We start from the raw sequence: 15,018 nt of genomic DNA, 5'->3' as shown, positions 1-15,018 counted from the left end.
GACTTGAATGAGAGTAGAGTATATTAACCCGTTCGTTGAAACTTCTTACAGTGTTTTAAAAGAAGTGCTCGGCGGCGCCGATGTCAAACGCGGCGATTTGTATCTCAAATCGACGGCTATGCCGATGACGGGAGTTGCTGCGTTGGTCGGACTTGCCGGTGATGTCGAAGGCCGCGTCTTGTACGATATGACGATTGAAACGGCGCTCAATATCGCATCTAAGATGAACGGCGAAACGCTTCCCGAATTCGACGATCTTGCAAAAGCGACGATCAGCGAGCTTGCGAATTTGATTACGGCACAGGCCGTTACAAAGCTGCAGGAGCTCGGGTTTAAATTCGATTTGACGCCGCCGGCGCTTTTTGTCGGACAGAAAATGGAAATCGCGGCGCTCGGCGGTACGCACACCGAAAATGTCGAAGCGCTTATCGTGCCGCTCATTTCCGAGTGCGGTAAAATCGAAGTCAATGTGGCAATACGTGAACGTACATAAACGGCAGGAGTATAGAATATGAAGACAAAACAGGATTTTCCGACAATTAACGAGCGTCCGCAGGAAGGACTAAAAGCCGACGGATCGAAGATCCGCGTATTGGTTGTGGACGATTCGATGTTTGTTGCAAAACAGCTTGGACAGATTCTCTCAAGCGAAGGCTACGAAATCATCGCTACGGCTGCAGACGGTAAAGAAGGTGTTGACAAATATAAAGAGCTTTGCCCGAATGTCGATCTCGTAACGATGGACATCACGATGCCGCGCATGGACGGTATCACTGCGCTTGAACAGATTATGACGTTCGACAAAAATGCACGCGTCGTTATGGTAAGCGCCCTCGGCAAAGAAGAATTGGTAAAAAAATCTTTGCTGCTTGGAGCAAAAAACTACATCATCAAACCGCTTGACCGCAAAAAGGTTTTGGAGCGTATTTCCGCGAGCATGAAATAAGAATCGTATGTATACGGGCTGTCGAAAAAGAAATTGACTTTTTACGGCAGCCCCCGTTTCCTGTATTTTTTTAGAAAACTGCAGGCATCGTTTCTTTGCTCGTATACAACCGATATCCGTTTTTCACTTTCAAAATATACATCTCTGAGATTTCTTTCGTCAGATAGGTGCGCAGGCGCGATATGTGCGAATAGATCGTTCCCTGTTTCGTATGCACGCCTCTTTTTTGCAGCAGGATTTGCAGTTCGGGAATGCTGATCGCCGCTGCTCTGTTATCGTACAGTATTTCAAATACGGAAAAGAGCGCTGCGGGCAATTTTTGCTTGTAGGCGATAAGAGCGGAGCTTCTCTGTTGCGGCATTTTCGTTTTTTCCTCTGCGGCGTTCGATCTGTGCGGTGTATACGCGATCGGCGGGAGCGGCTTCGTTTCAACCGTTTCCGCGATCGCCTTTAAAACGGGAAGATATGCGGCGACGTCGAACGTACCCGTGCGTCCGTAGTAGAGATTGAGCGTCATAATCCAGTGCTTAACGCGCGAATCGCAGCTGTACGGAAACGGTGCGTTGTAGACGATGAGTGGAATGAGGCAGCGGATGTCGCGCATATAGCGGTAGATGTTGAAAATGCTGCAGTCGTAGCCCGAATGGTCGAGCAGCAGCAAGTCGGGATAGGTTTTCATATTTGAGACGGCTTTGTAAAAATTATCCAAATTTGTATAAATGCTGCACGAATGTCCCTTGTTTTCCAGCGTTTTTGCGATTTTTCCGCATGCGCTTCGGTGCACGGTATAAAAATACAATGTCATGTTTTCATCTCTCCTGCAGACTTTTGCGCTTTACCGATCCGTGTTTCGATCATATTGTAACATGAAAAATCCGCCTTGACTAATATTTCTTTTTCTAGGATTATTAAGCGCATTATGAAAAAATACGCGATTACGCGCGCATATCTTGAGTCGTTGTCTTTTGCCGACTTGCTTGCTCTTGCCGATACGTACGGCATAGATGTGCCTGATAATTTAAACAGACGATTTCTCATCGGCGAATTGCTCGATGCGGCGGAAGTAGTTTTGGACGATCCGTCCGATATGATTATCGCAGAGGGAGAAGCGGGGGTACCCGCATCGGGCGCATCTCTTCCCGAATCGTATAATATGACACAGATAGGAGCGGTGCTGAGGAGTCCTGCATGGATCTACGTCTACTGGGACATAGGTGAGCCGGATATCCGCAGTTTAAAAAAACACGGTGCGTATACGATCTTTCTCCGCGTTTGCTCGTTTGCGAACCGTACCGATACAAAACCCGACGATGCGTACGATGTGCAGATTGCGCCTGCCGATACGTCGGAATACCTTTTATGTCCTGCGGGCAAAAAAATCATACGCATAGAATTGGCGGCTTCGGTGAAAACGGGAACGATCGTGCTCGCGTCTTCAGGCGTGCTTGAAATCCCGCGCTCTTCGAAACTGCTCGCGCATATTCGTCCGGGCAATGACGCCGGCATAACGCCGATTGCATCGCTTTCCGGTATAAAAGAGCTTTTGCTCGACCATTACATACAGCACCGCGAATCGTTTTTATAAAAGGGTACCAAAATTAAGAAAATTGTCCAAAAATTGAAGTTCTTGGACAGCATTTTCCCAAAAATCGGAGACTGCGATGGCAAGTAAAAAAATCGTTTTGCTAATTTCCAATCCGCAAGCATATATCTATCACGTCGGTGCCGAAGAAAAAAAATTTGCGGCGGAGATGAATCATTTGTACGAATCGATTTCATACATCTATATACCGCTGCTCAATATGTTTGCTTCTCTCGAAAAGGACGGCGTTCCGTTTCGAATCGCGCTGGTGCTTTCGCCGGTGCTGTGTACGCTTTTAAAGGATCCCATCGTGCAGCAGCAGTACATCGCGTGGCTCGACGGAAAGATCGCGTTGGGAAAAAGCGAACTCGAACGCTGCACGGGCGATGCGGCGATGTGCGATGTCGTAAAATATCATCTCGAAAAAGCGCAAGAAGATCGCTTTTGTTTTACGTCGGTGTACGGACAGGATTTATTAAAGAAGATTTCCGAATATCAAAAAAAAGGCTATGTCGAACTGCTTGCGACCTGCGGTACGAATATCTTTTTGCCGCATTATGCGGATATGGGCGAAGTGCTCAACGCGCAGATCGAAACGGGTTTATATGCACACCGCTCTTTTTTCGGCGAACGCGCGTCCGGTTTTTGGCTGCCTGAAATGGGCTATATGCCGGGCATTGAGCGCGTGATGCACACCTACGGCGTAGATTACACGGTGCTCGACGCCCGCGCCTTTCTCTTTTCCGACTCTGCCGTAGAGAAAGGTATATTCGCGCCCGTTCGCTGCGGCTCGGACGTCGCTGCGTTTGCGCGTGATAACCGCATCGACGATGAAGTTTTCGGCGAACGGGGATACGCGGCATCTCCCGCATACTGCGACGTCAACCGCGATATCGCGTTTGAATTGCCGCACGAACAGCTTGAGCCGTTTTTTCGGGGAGCCGCATCGCGCTACGCTTCGGGCTATCAGTATTATCGTAAAAGCGGAGCGCGGGGCGGCAGGGCGTCGGTCTACGATCCCGTACGCGCCGCCGAACAGTGCGAAGCCGACGCGGCGTCTTTTTTCGATAAAAAACTAAATGTGCTCGTGCAAGCCGAAAACCTTTTGCCGTCTGTGCCCGTGCTTTCGCATGTGTGTGTATTTTCTTCCGAACAATTTTTGCAGTGGCATGAAGGTATCGCCTGGCTTGAAAACGTATATCGTTATGCGGCGGAAAAGTCCGCTTCGTTTTCTTTTTTTGAAGACATACTTGCTTCCCGAATGCAGCTGCAAAATCTTCAGCCCTACTGCAGCGCCGCGATCGGCGCGGGGTACGGGGAGACGCTCGTCGCGAATAAAAACAATCGGATTTTGCGCCATGCGCGCAAAGCGAGCGAACGTATGATCGATTTGGCCGAACGCTTTCCCGACGATACGGGATTGAAAGCGCGGCTTTTAAATTTGAGCGCGCGCGAATTGATGCTCGCGCAGTCATGCACGTGGGCGAATATGATATGGGACGGAACCTTCCCCGAATATGCCGAAGCGCGCTTTACGGAAAGCATCGCAGCGTTTATAAACGTGTTCGAATCCTTAGGCGCGAATACGGTGAGCACCGAATGGCTTACGTCGTACGAAGCGAAGCATCCCATATTCCCGTGGATCAATTATCGGATTTTCAGCAAAAAGCGCTGACACCAAACCGCTTGCCGGCCGGGGCGATGCAACAGTGCCGTATTATGCAAGAAACCGGTGTCCGCAAAACCGGCGACGCGCTTGTCGTATCCTGTGCGTTTCAGTTTCCGATAAATTGCGAATTGCGGATGCGTTCGCGTAACGCGAGCTGTTTTTGCGCGCTTTTGATCCCCTTTTTTGCGGGGCTGAAACTGCGGTCGATCGCGAGCGCTTTGTTCCATACGGCGACGGCTCCGGTAAAATCTCCGTCTGCGAACAGCTTGAGCCCTTTTCCGTACAATCCTTCGACTTCGCTTTGCCGTTTTGCCCTGCCGCCGTCGCCGAGCAGGATTTTTACACCGGCGCTTATGTGATTGACCGGATGAAACGACGTAAAGCGGTCGAACGTATAGTTGACGTTCAATCGTACGCGCTGAAACAGCGTAAAGCCCACTCCGACAGCAACTCCGCCGAATTGCAGGCGCATCCCGTTTTCGCCGCCGTCGAATCTGCAGCCTGCGAGCAGACTGAAAAAATCCGTTGCATCGATTTCGAGGGCGCAGCCTGCCGAAGGCGGCACGTATTCGCCGATATCGGAAAAGTTGAGCGGCTGTTTAAATTCTGCGGCGGCGAGCAGTCGTTTAATCGGGCGGTACGACAGTCCGAAAGAAGTGCTTGTCGGAAGCGGGTCGTCGAATTCGATTTTTTTGCCGAAACCGGTGATCGCAGCTCCCGCGTTCAGGAGATTTATGCCGATACGTAAGTTGGGTTCGCGCGAAGCGAAAAATTTGCCGCAGTTGAAGCGCAGCATGATGCCGGCGTCGGAAGCGAGCGCTAAAGCGGAGCGCGAAAAGCTTGCAGCGCTTATGACGGAACCGGATGCGTCGGGCATGCTGCGCCACGCACCTTTTACGTTTGCGCCGATCGCGATTCCTTTAAAATAATAGCCCGCGCGGATATTGTACGATACATTGAAAAGCGCCGTCGTTTCGGAGTACAGGCTGCGTGCGATCCGTTCCCCCGACATATCGTATTCGTCAAACGGTACGTAAAAAAAGCGAAGCGCTCCGCCGAAGCCGAAATCGCTTTTTCTTCCCGCCGCTGCGAGCGTTTCCATCGCGGTGCCTGCGATCCACGTATTGTGAAATACGCCGATTTCGTTTTGCACGAGCACGGAACTTGCCGCGGGATTTGCGTCGAGGAGCGATACGTCGTCCGAAATGCCCGTGTACGCGCTGCCGAGGGTTTCCGCTCTGCCGCCGGCCGGCACGGCAAGCGAATAAAACGAAATCGCCCGTTCTTTGTATCCCGAAGATGCGGAAAGCGCTTCAATAAACGAACGCGAACCGCTGAAATCGAGCGCGCGTACGGGAAGTGAGGAGAACAACAACAACAACGATATGCGAGCGAGCGGTGTCTTCATCATCGACATCCTGTAGTATAACTTTGCAGCTAAACCGTTTTGCAGTTGATGCAGAATCGGTTTTGAAGTGCTTGTTATGTGATTATATATCATCAAGGGATTTTGCCTCATCTTTTTTTCATAAGGTACATTTAACAAAAACATTCGTTATGCCTCTCCGTGTGCATTACAGTCATTGCAGAAGCAATGTTTAAAACTTATATTTTCAAATTCTTTACCACACTTATGGCAATAGTGTTCAGGATATTCTTCATTACTGAAATCTTTCCAAGTTCTATAACACAAATTACATAAAGGTCTTGAAGAATTAAATGCTATTTCCTTTTTACAACGAATACAAAATCCGTTTTCAAGTTTTTCTTCAGTATCTGAAATAAATTTTTCTTTGTCTGTTTCAGATTCAAATTGTAATTTTTCGGAGAATTGTTTTATAGTCTTTGCTTCTTCTAAGATTTCTTCAAAAATATCTTCATTTTCAGATTTGTTAATTTTTATTCCCATTTCACAATTATTTTTTTCTGAGAATTCATACAAATTCATTGAAGTAATGATTGCCGTTTTCTCATTTAAATAACACTTTGCATGGAGATTATCATGACAATATAAATTTATTTTATTTAATTCAATGAATTTCTCTTTTTCCGAATCGTTATTTTCGCGTTTACGATAAATAAAAATTATTTCAATTTTTCTTTCTTGTGCGACTACAAGTCTTTTATAAAATATATTGTCAATTTTTTCATACGGAGTAATAATATAAATATATTCTTTTGCTTTTCTAATTATGTTTTCTATTTCAGAAGCAATTCCTTTTGTTGTTAAAAATTCCATTTTTTATTTTCTCCAAAAGTACCCCGGTACGGGTATTCGTACATCATATTTTCGGCTTTTTCCCTCTATCTTATCAGCAAAATTACCGAAAATATAAAGGGGCCTCAGGGATTACGCATGAAAAATGTATACACAGAAAAGAAGCGTATATACATAAAAAAGGCGGAACGCGAGGCAGCGGCAATGCCGCCGAGCCGCTCTGACCGATGGCAAGCAAAATTTCGTAGAAATTTTGCGCAGTCCGATTCCAATTACGGTCAGCCGCGGCGAACGGCAGGGCTGCTGCCGGGAGTGCAGCCGATTTTTTACGGTACGGTTATTTTTGGGGGAATATAGATTCTCATGCGTAAGACCTGGGGACGTATCGTACGGTAGGTTTTTTTATAAAACCGTGATAAAATATATGAGAGCGAAAGATCACAATCCTTTATGAAAAAAGTATTTTTTATCGCACTATATTGTATTCTCATTGCCGTGCCTTTTTTTTCAGTACCGAAAGGCGAAGGTCGTTCTCTTGCGGAAATCGATCGGCTCATTCAAGAGACGGAGTACGATGCGGCGCTTTCGGCTCTGCACGATTTTTTTGAAACCTATCCCGAATGCTTTAACGATGGGCAGCATCGTGCGGATCGAATTTTTAAAACGCTCGATCGATACACGGCGATTTCGTTGCAGCTTATCGATGCGATAGAAACTGAACCGGAAAACGGACGAAAGATATTGGAAATTATAGCGAAGCTTGAATCGCTGAAAAAAAATCCCACGGAACAACAGCTTGCCTTTATTCACAATGCGCGCACTGCGGCACAGTTTACGATGTACCGCAAACAGCTGCTCGCGATTTTACAGGAAAGTGCGGATGCGGCGCACAGCGGCAACTATAGAGGTGCGGTAGATAAAACGCAGAGCGGTTTTTTTATGTATCGCGACGATTTTTTTCGCGATCATACGGATCCGAGCGTGACGATTCCGGTGCGGAGCGCCCTGTCCTACGTTGACGCCAAGATCGCTGCGTATAAAGCGCTCGAAGATGTACTGCAAGATACGGTGCGTTCTTTTACCGATGCACTTCGTTTGAACGACGTTGAAAGCGCGCGCGCGGCGTTTGTCTCCGTACAGTATGCGTTCAATGCATTTGCGGAAGTGAGGAACAGCATCTATCGGCTCGGATATGAGCTGTGGGATATGGGACAGGCGATGCGGGCGGGAACGTCGTCGATGACGGATGCGTCGTTTTTGCCTTTCGTTTCGCGCTGTATACTCGGCGTCAATACGATTGCGGATTCGGGTGTCGCCGGCGTGCTGGATTACGAATGGGACGCGTTGATAAAATACATGGAAGATGAAATCGCGTCGATGATTACGCAGCATGCCGAATCTTTCGTGTATGCGCTGAGTTCCGACAGCTTCGCCGACGGAAACGATTTCCCGTCGCAAAAAGATCTTGACGAGATCCTGTCGTTTGCCGAAATCGGAAAATCGGTAGATGCGCTGTATGCGCTGCGCATGGACTCGGATGACACTCCGGGAAAATCGATATTTCCGAATTTTACCGTATCCCTCGACTATGCGGTATCGCTTTCGTCGCGCTTTGCCGCACTGCTCGATGCGGGCGGAGCGATGACGGTTGAACGGGAAAAAGCCCTTGCACTGCCGGAACCGAGCGATTATGAACGGGTGGCGGAAGGAAACGAGTATGCGGCTTCTCTCCTCGCTGCATCCGACAATATAAAATCGGCACAGTCGAAAATTTCGGAAGGCGCTTTCGAAGTGTCGCCTGAAGCCGTCGCGTATCTCCAAGCACAGCATACCGAAGATGCCGACGACGAAGTGATCCCGTTTGACAGTCTCGCAGGTGCATATCGAAAATACGTTCGTGATGCGGCGGACTTCGGCCGCAATACGGCTATCGAACTGTGGCAGAAAATCGCTTCGTATTACGCTGCGTGCGGCACATCCTATGTTACGGCACGGGAAAGCGATGCCGCCGCTATCGAAACGCTGGACAGCGGCGAGTTCGATGAAGCGTCGGGGGGGACGTTTCACTACCCGCTGCAAGTAACCGAAGCCGTCCGTACCTTTCAAAAAAAGATTTCCGAAAATAAAGCCGCCCTCGTTTCCGGACGCAAGCTGCTTGCAGACGGGGAAAACGCCGACGCATACGCACTGTCGCTTCAATCGATTTACGCATCGATTACCAAACTCGATTCGCTTGTGCCGAATGTCGAGGTTATCGGTGCGGCTGCGCTTGAGCAGGTAAAAGCGGCGCAGCGCGCAAAAAGCGAAGCGGATCTCCGATACGAGCAAGCGCAAAAAGCACTCGCGGCAAACGACTTCGACGAAGCGCGCAGGCGGCTGCAGGAGTCGCGTACGAAATATAACGAATCGCTCTCGTATCAGGAATCCGAAAAACTGCGTACCGAATCCGACGAACGGCTTGCTTTACTCGGTGAACGTATTCAAACACGCCAAAACGAAAGCGTCGTTCGCCGCGTACGCGATATAAAGACACGCGCACGAAACGAATACTACAACGGCAATTTTACCGCGGCGGAATCTCTTTTGACGCAGGCAAAGGCACTGTGGGCATCGACGAATATCGGAGAAGACGAAGAAATCGTATCGCTGCTCGCCCTGGTCGGTACGGCGCTTTCGCTTCGTACGGGGCGCGTCCTTTCGCCGTCGGCGCCGCTCTATCCCGAAATGTCGCAGCTTTTGAGCATTGCGCGGCAGTATTTTAAAGAAGGGCAAGATTTATTAAAAAAAGGCGATACCGACGAGGGACGGGCGATTCTCGCCCAAGCGCTCCAAAAAATTCAAGAACTCCAGCTCGTCTATCCGCTTAATCGCGCGGCGAGCCTTTTAGCGCTGCGGATTCGACAAGTGCTCAACCCATCTGGTTTTGCGTCTCTTTTTGCGGAGCGCGTCGAAATGGCAAAGGCGAATTACAAAATCCCGGACAAGCGGCAGTCGGCTTATACCGATTTGCTCGACTTGCATGAAATCGATCCGTCGTATCCGGGTCTCTCCGCTTTGATCTATGAAACGGAAATCGATTTGGGCATACGCCGCCGTCCGCAAGACCGTACTGCGATCACGCGCGCGGCATCCCTTACGAAACAAGCGCAGAATATCATGGACGGCGCGGGACGCGACGAAGTAAAGCTGCGCTCGGCTCTTTCACTCGTCGACGAAGCGATTTCTCTTGACTCGAATAACAATACGGCACTCCTCTTAAAAGATCGCATACAGATCGCGATCGGAGGGCAGACGCTCATCGTGTTGTCATCCGAAGACGAAGCGAAGTATCAAAAGGCGGTCGCCGCGCTCCAGAACAATAATGTCGTCACTGCGAATGCGCTCGTTGAAGAGTTACTGCAAAAATCGTCAAATAAAAACTCTTCGAAGATTATCGATTTGCAAAAGAAGATTCGGGCGCTGCTGTGATGAATCGAAGGATAACGATAGTAAAACGCGCGATTTTGTTCGCGTTCTCGGCCACAGTTTTTTGTACATCACTTTCCCGTCTCTCCGCTCAGACGATGTATTGGGAAGATCCCGTACGCATTACGAAAGGCGATGCGCGCTTTCCCCGTGTTGCGACCGACGGTACGAAGAGCTGTGTGTTTTGGCAGGAAATCGATACGCGCAGCGAAACGATATGGCTTTCGTGCGAGTATACCGATGCACGCGGCGTGCAGCGGACAAACAGCCGTTTTGCGGGTCCCTTTCCGTATTCCGGCAGGATACCCGATATCTATTCGGTCGCCCTTTCGAAAAAAGGTACGCTCGCCGTCGCCGTCCTTTCCGGTACGAAGTCGCTTTCGATTTTCGTGTCGACCGACGGCGGCGCATATTTTACCGAAGCGAAGATTCCGCGCTATACCGAACCTTTTGTCGCGCCGCAGATCTATGCGACCGAACGCGGTACTTTTATGATGTTTACATCGCTCGGACAAAATGCTTCGTTCGCGATGTATACGGCGTCTTCTCCCGACGGTTTTTCATGGTCGGGTTTTTCAGCGTTTACTCCGGCCGGTTCTTTGACGAATCCGTTTATTCCCGTACTTGCTTCGATGCCGAGAGCCGATGTCGTCGTATTTCAAGCGCAGTATATTTCGGGAAATCGCATATCCTATCAGCTCTATGCGACTTTTTCTTCCGATGCGGGCGTGACGTGGTCTGAGCCCTTGCTGCTGACCGATGCCGCTTCTCTCGCTCCCGATGATACGCGCAATTTTTCTTTGTATCACAATCAGCGTCCGTTTTTGTTTACGCAGTCCGGTGTCACCTATATCGCGTGGGAGCGGACATATTACGCTTCCGAGAATTCGAATATTTGGGTCGCACAGTTGACGAAGAACGGCATCACCTCCGGTACGGCAAAGCAAATCAGCGGTGAAGGAAATGCAAATCGCGCCGTACTCTTTTCATTTAATAACGAATTGTCGGCCGTTTGGTTCGATACGAGAAGCGGCGTAGAAACGGTGCGTATGGCGCAGAAAAAAGGCCCGCTGTGGGAAGAAACGGCGATCTCTTCGGGGCGCGTGCCGTCTCTCTTTGCGTTTCCGGTTATCACGCAGCAAAAGTCGAAAGCGGTACGGCTGTCGTTTGTGTGGCAGGAAAATCCCGTAAACGGGGATCCGGGTATCTACCGCCTTGAGCCCGACGTAACGGTTCAAGCTCCCACGCTTAAACCGCTTTCGTTCAAAGAAGGAAAACGGTCTCGCGCGTCCCGCGTTCGTTTCCGCGTCACCCTTCCGTCGGATTCATCCGGCATTGCAGGCTATTCGTGGAGCTGGTCGCAAAACAAATCGGCGGAACCGCCCGAAACGATTATGAATACTCCGGACGAACGGACGATCGAAACGAATGCATCGTCCGAGGGAGACTGGTATTTTAAAGTTCGGGCGGCGGATTATGCGGGCAACTGGTCGGAGCCGGCCGAAGCGGCGTATTATCTCGATTTGACCGCACCCGCAAAACCCGCGATCGTAGTTCCCGGAACGGATGCATACGGCTTTATCGATTCGAATTCGTTTCGTATACGCTGGCAGCCTGACGCGGCCGACAGCGATGTTGCAGGCTACACGTGGCATCTGCAGTACCTTGCGCCGATCGATAATCGCCTCGTTTCCGCAAAGCACCGTCCGATACGCATGGGCGTCGATGAAGCGAAGCCGATCGTTTCCGCGCTGCTGTCGTCCCACGCAGACGATGCGCTGCATGCGGAAAAACCGCCGAAGCGTATGCTCGGAAAAGAAAAGGGCGTTTCGTATGCAAACCGAAAAAACGGCCTCTATGCGTTTTCCGTTGCGGCGATCGATGAAGTCGGCAATATCGGAGAGGCGGCCGTGTCGCTGTTTTTGCTCAATAAATATGTGCCGTCGACGTATATTACGTCGGTTACCTCATCGTCCGATATGTTCGGCAACATAACGCTCGATATCGTCGGCGGAGGATTTACGTACGACGGCACCGTCGATACGGTCTATATCGACAGGGACGGAAAAGCGCCCTACGATTTAACGCTTCGACGGAGCGACGGACTCTTTCGCGTCGCATCGGACAATCGCATCGTCGATATGCGCGTCGGTACCGGGCTCAACGAAGGCGCATACCGCATCGGTATCGTGCATCCGGAACGCGGGCTTTTTATGAGCGAGCCGCTCTTCCGCGTTGAAGAAAACGGTACCGTCAAAATGGAACGGCGCTACGCATACGATTCGCCGTGGATGCCCATGAGAGCGATGGCGCCGTATCGCATGCAAGTCGGAACGGTTTTGCTTTGGATAGTGCTCGTGCTCGCCGCAGCTGGATTTGTATTCGCGCTTTTCGGATTGACGGAGACGATACGGGACGTCCTCGCCGTCCGTATGGAAATACGAGCGCTCATTGCAGGAGATATTATGCCGCAGGGAAAGAAAAAACGGTTTATGCAGCTGACACAGCGAGGCATGAGCCTCAGGTTCAAATTAATGTTGTTTACGACGCTTCTCGTTATCGTCACCGTCGCGCTCGTTGCCGTCCCGTTCGGCGTCAATATGGTACGCACGCAGCAACGTACGCTTGCGCAGGGACTTTCCGAAAGAGTTGATATGCTGCTCGAAAGTTTGACGTCGAGCACGCGCATCTATATGTCGACGCAGAATATCCTCGAAATGAATTATCTGCCCGATCAAATGTCGTCGCTCGAAGAAGCGCAGTACGTGACGATTACCGGCTATCCGTCGAACAATGCGAATACGAGCCTCGCGTATGTGTGGGCTACGAACGACCCCGATGTTTTGCAAAAGATTGCGAATTCGACGCTTGCCTACGGCGCATCGGAAATCATAGATCCCACTGTTCAAGAGATCGCGATGAGATGTGAAAAGCTCAATGAAACTGCTGCAAAAGAGGCGAGCGGCATCGCAGCCGACATAGCGGAACTCAACGCGGAAGGTATTTCTCTTGCACTTCGAACCGATAGGCGTTCCGTAGCCCGCCGCGAAGAGATTGCGCAGATTACGACGCAGCTTTCGACAAAGCTGACCGCTTTGCTGAACGAGCTCGCCGCAAACGGAAGCTCATCCGTTCCCGCGTATGACGACATGCACTTCGACCGCGTAAATACCGATTACCTTTTTTACCGGCCGGTGCTGTACCGTCACGGTACGTCGCAGGAGTACGTGCGGGGCATTGTCCTCGTTCAAGTGTCTACCAAAAATATCGTTGCTGCGGTTTACAACGCACAGCGTACCGTGTTTTTGACGGCTCTCCTCATCGGCGCCTTTGCCGTTTTGATCGGCGCCGCCGGTTCGTTTGTTTTAGCGTCGATCATCGTAGCGCCCATTCGGGAACTTGCGCGTCACGTGCAGATTATCGGTGCGACGAGCGACAAGTTGAAGCTTGCAGGACGTGATATAAAAATCAAAAGCCGTGATGAAATCGGTCGGCTCGGTGAAAGCGTCAATGAAATGACTCACGGACTGATTCGTGCGGCAAAAGACGAGCGGCTGCTCATGGACGGCAAAGTTGTGCAGCAAACCTTCCTTCCGCTTGTGACAAACGAAGACGGTGTAAAGGGAACGGTCGCAAAACTCGACGAAGCTAATCTCCAGTGTTTCGGTTATTACGAAGGTGCGACGGGAGTTTCGGGCGATTATTTCGATTATAAAAAACTCGACGACCGCTGGTATGTTTTAATAAAATGCGACGCATCGGGGCACGGCGTACCTGCTGCCCTTCTCATGACGATTGTCGCGACGCTGTTCCGCACGTATTTTGAACACTGGTCGTACGAAGAAAACGGTACGCAGATAGACACGATCGTTTCGCAGATAAACGATTTTATCGAATCGCTCGGCATCAAAGGAAAATTCGCAACGATCATCATCTGTCTCTTCGATACGTACTCGGGCGACGTCTATATGTGCAATGCGGGCGACAACATCGTCCACATGTACGACAATATGGCGCAAAAGGAAACCGAACTGACGTTGTTCGAAACGCCTGCGGCAGGTCCGCTTTCATCCGCTTTCGTCGATTCGAAAGGCGGCTTTAAAGTCGAAAAGACACACTTACAAAAAGGCGACGTGCTCTTTCTCTATACCGACGGCATCGAAGAAGCAACGCGGAAATTCCGCTCACCGTCGTCGTTTGCCGTTATTCAGTGTGCAAAACGCGGCTTGCATCCGGGAGACGTTCACGGCAATCACAAAGTCGGAGAGGATTCCGAGCAGCTCGAAAGCCGCCGCGTCGGCGACATCATTGAGTCGGTATTTGCTCGCCGCGTGTATACGCTCGAAAAATTTCACAATCCGATTCCCGATGAAGAGCTGCTCTTCGATTTTTCGACGTGTAAAGGTACGCTCGAAGAAGCCGTCATCGCGCTTGTGGCAATCGAAAAAGTATTCCGTATGTATAAGTCGCCCGACGTAACGGCAACCGATGTCGTACGCGTCGACAAAAAAATCGACGTATTTCTTGAGAAGCACTTCAATCGATATAATTATTATTGCGGTGTAAAACAGGAAAGCGCGGAAGGTCCGAACTATTTCGAATATATGTATCTCCGTGAAGACGAACAGCTCGACGATTTGACGCTGCTCGCCGTCCGCCGTCCGTAAAATATTCCGCCGGAATATTTTACAAAAACGTTTTGCAAAATCGGCAAATTGTATGTATATTATAGGGGAATGTACAGGGGGTTATATGGCTATCGGTGATAAAATCAAACGGTATTTTGACAAAGGCGTCACAGCGTCTAAAACGGCATTCGACAAAGGCATGGAAGCGTCCAAAACCGCGTTCAACAAAGCAAGCAGCGCCGTTCAGGATTTCAGCGACAAAAGCGTCGTCCGTATAGAAAAACATCAGTTCGAAACGAAAAAAGAAGAGCAGCTGCTTGCGCTCGGAAAAAAAGTTTTCGAAAAATTTGCAGGCGATACGGCATCTGCAGTTCGCGCCGACGATGCGGATATCGCACCGATCGTTGCGGAAGTAAAACACTGCGACGAAGAGATTGCAAAGCGCGAAGAAGCGCTTGCTCAAAAGCCGAAGCAGGACTGAACGTTTAAAAGCGCCGCTGAAATAGCGCG

The 15,018-nt window shown here is 50.0% G+C and carries 10 protein-coding genes; 7 read left to right on the top strand and 3 right to left on the bottom strand.

Features of this window, described 5'->3' with window-relative positions:
- Positions 1–7 precede the first annotated feature (7 nt).
- Positions 8–493, top strand: coding sequence for a chemotaxis protein CheX (locus tag IZU26_RS03420; RefSeq protein ID WP_433276790.1), 486 nt, complete (start codon positions 8–10; stop codon positions 491–493).
- An 18-nt stretch (positions 494–511) separates the two neighbouring features.
- Positions 512–946, top strand: coding sequence for a response regulator (locus IZU26_RS03415; RefSeq protein WP_021330844.1), 435 nt, complete (start codon positions 512–514; stop codon positions 944–946).
- A gap of 70 nt (positions 947–1,016) precedes the next feature.
- Here the strand turns inward: IZU26_RS03415 and IZU26_RS03410 are convergent, their stop codons facing one another.
- Positions 1,017–1,751, bottom strand: a complete 735-nt coding sequence (locus IZU26_RS03410) for a helix-turn-helix domain-containing protein (protein ID WP_433276788.1) — start codon at positions 1,749–1,751, stop codon at positions 1,017–1,019.
- A 114-nt stretch (positions 1,752–1,865) separates the two neighbouring features.
- Between IZU26_RS03410 and IZU26_RS03405 the strand changes: the two genes are divergently transcribed.
- On the top strand, positions 1,866–2,531 hold the full coding sequence (locus IZU26_RS03405; protein WP_021330676.1) for a DUF4912 domain-containing protein: 666 nt from the start codon (positions 1,866–1,868) through the stop codon (positions 2,529–2,531).
- Positions 2,532–2,607: 76 nt separating this feature from the next.
- Positions 2,608–4,203, top strand: coding sequence for a 1,4-alpha-glucan branching protein domain-containing protein (locus IZU26_RS03400; protein ID WP_433276786.1), 1,596 nt, complete (start codon positions 2,608–2,610; stop codon positions 4,201–4,203).
- Between the two features lie 100 nt (positions 4,204–4,303).
- On the opposite strand, the gene IZU26_RS03395 is transcribed toward IZU26_RS03400, so the two are convergent.
- Positions 4,304–5,608 carry a UPF0164 family protein gene (locus IZU26_RS03395; RefSeq protein WP_433276784.1) on the bottom strand — a complete coding sequence of 435 codons (1,305 nt, stop codon included), beginning with the start codon at positions 5,606–5,608 and terminating at the stop codon, positions 4,304–4,306.
- Between the two features lie 144 nt (positions 5,609–5,752).
- Positions 5,753–6,436: a phospholipase D-like domain-containing protein gene (locus tag IZU26_RS03390; protein ID WP_021330729.1), complete on the bottom strand. Its 684-nt coding sequence runs from the start codon at positions 6,434–6,436 to the stop codon at positions 5,753–5,755.
- Positions 6,437–6,865: 429 nt separating this feature from the next.
- On the opposite strand from IZU26_RS03390, the gene IZU26_RS03385 reads away from it, so the two are divergent.
- The 3 genes from IZU26_RS03385 to IZU26_RS03375 all read left to right on the top strand — a co-directional run bounded on the left by IZU26_RS03385 (position 6,866) and on the right by IZU26_RS03375 (position 14,989).
- Positions 6,866–9,883: a hypothetical protein gene (locus IZU26_RS03385; RefSeq protein ID WP_433276782.1), complete on the top strand. Its 3,018-nt coding sequence runs from the start codon at positions 6,866–6,868 to the stop codon at positions 9,881–9,883.
- Positions 9,883–14,547: a SpoIIE family protein phosphatase gene (locus tag IZU26_RS03380; RefSeq protein WP_433276781.1), complete on the top strand. Its 4,665-nt coding sequence runs from the start codon at positions 9,883–9,885 to the stop codon at positions 14,545–14,547. Before IZU26_RS03385 ends, IZU26_RS03380 begins: the two co-directional genes overlap by 1 nt.
- Positions 14,548–14,632: 85 nt before the next feature.
- Positions 14,633–14,989 carry a hypothetical protein gene (locus IZU26_RS03375; RefSeq protein ID WP_021330680.1) on the top strand — a complete coding sequence of 119 codons (357 nt, stop codon included), beginning with the start codon at positions 14,633–14,635 and terminating at the stop codon, positions 14,987–14,989.
- Positions 14,990–15,018: the final 29 nt, after the last annotated feature.

It is taken from the genome of Treponema sp. SP13, assembly GCF_050938355.1.
Classification (GTDB): Bacteria; Spirochaetota; Spirochaetia; order Treponematales; family Treponemataceae; genus Treponema_D; species Treponema_D socranskii.
Note: the sequence above shows the minus strand (reverse complement) of the source record. Positions and strands in the feature narration are given on the sequence as shown.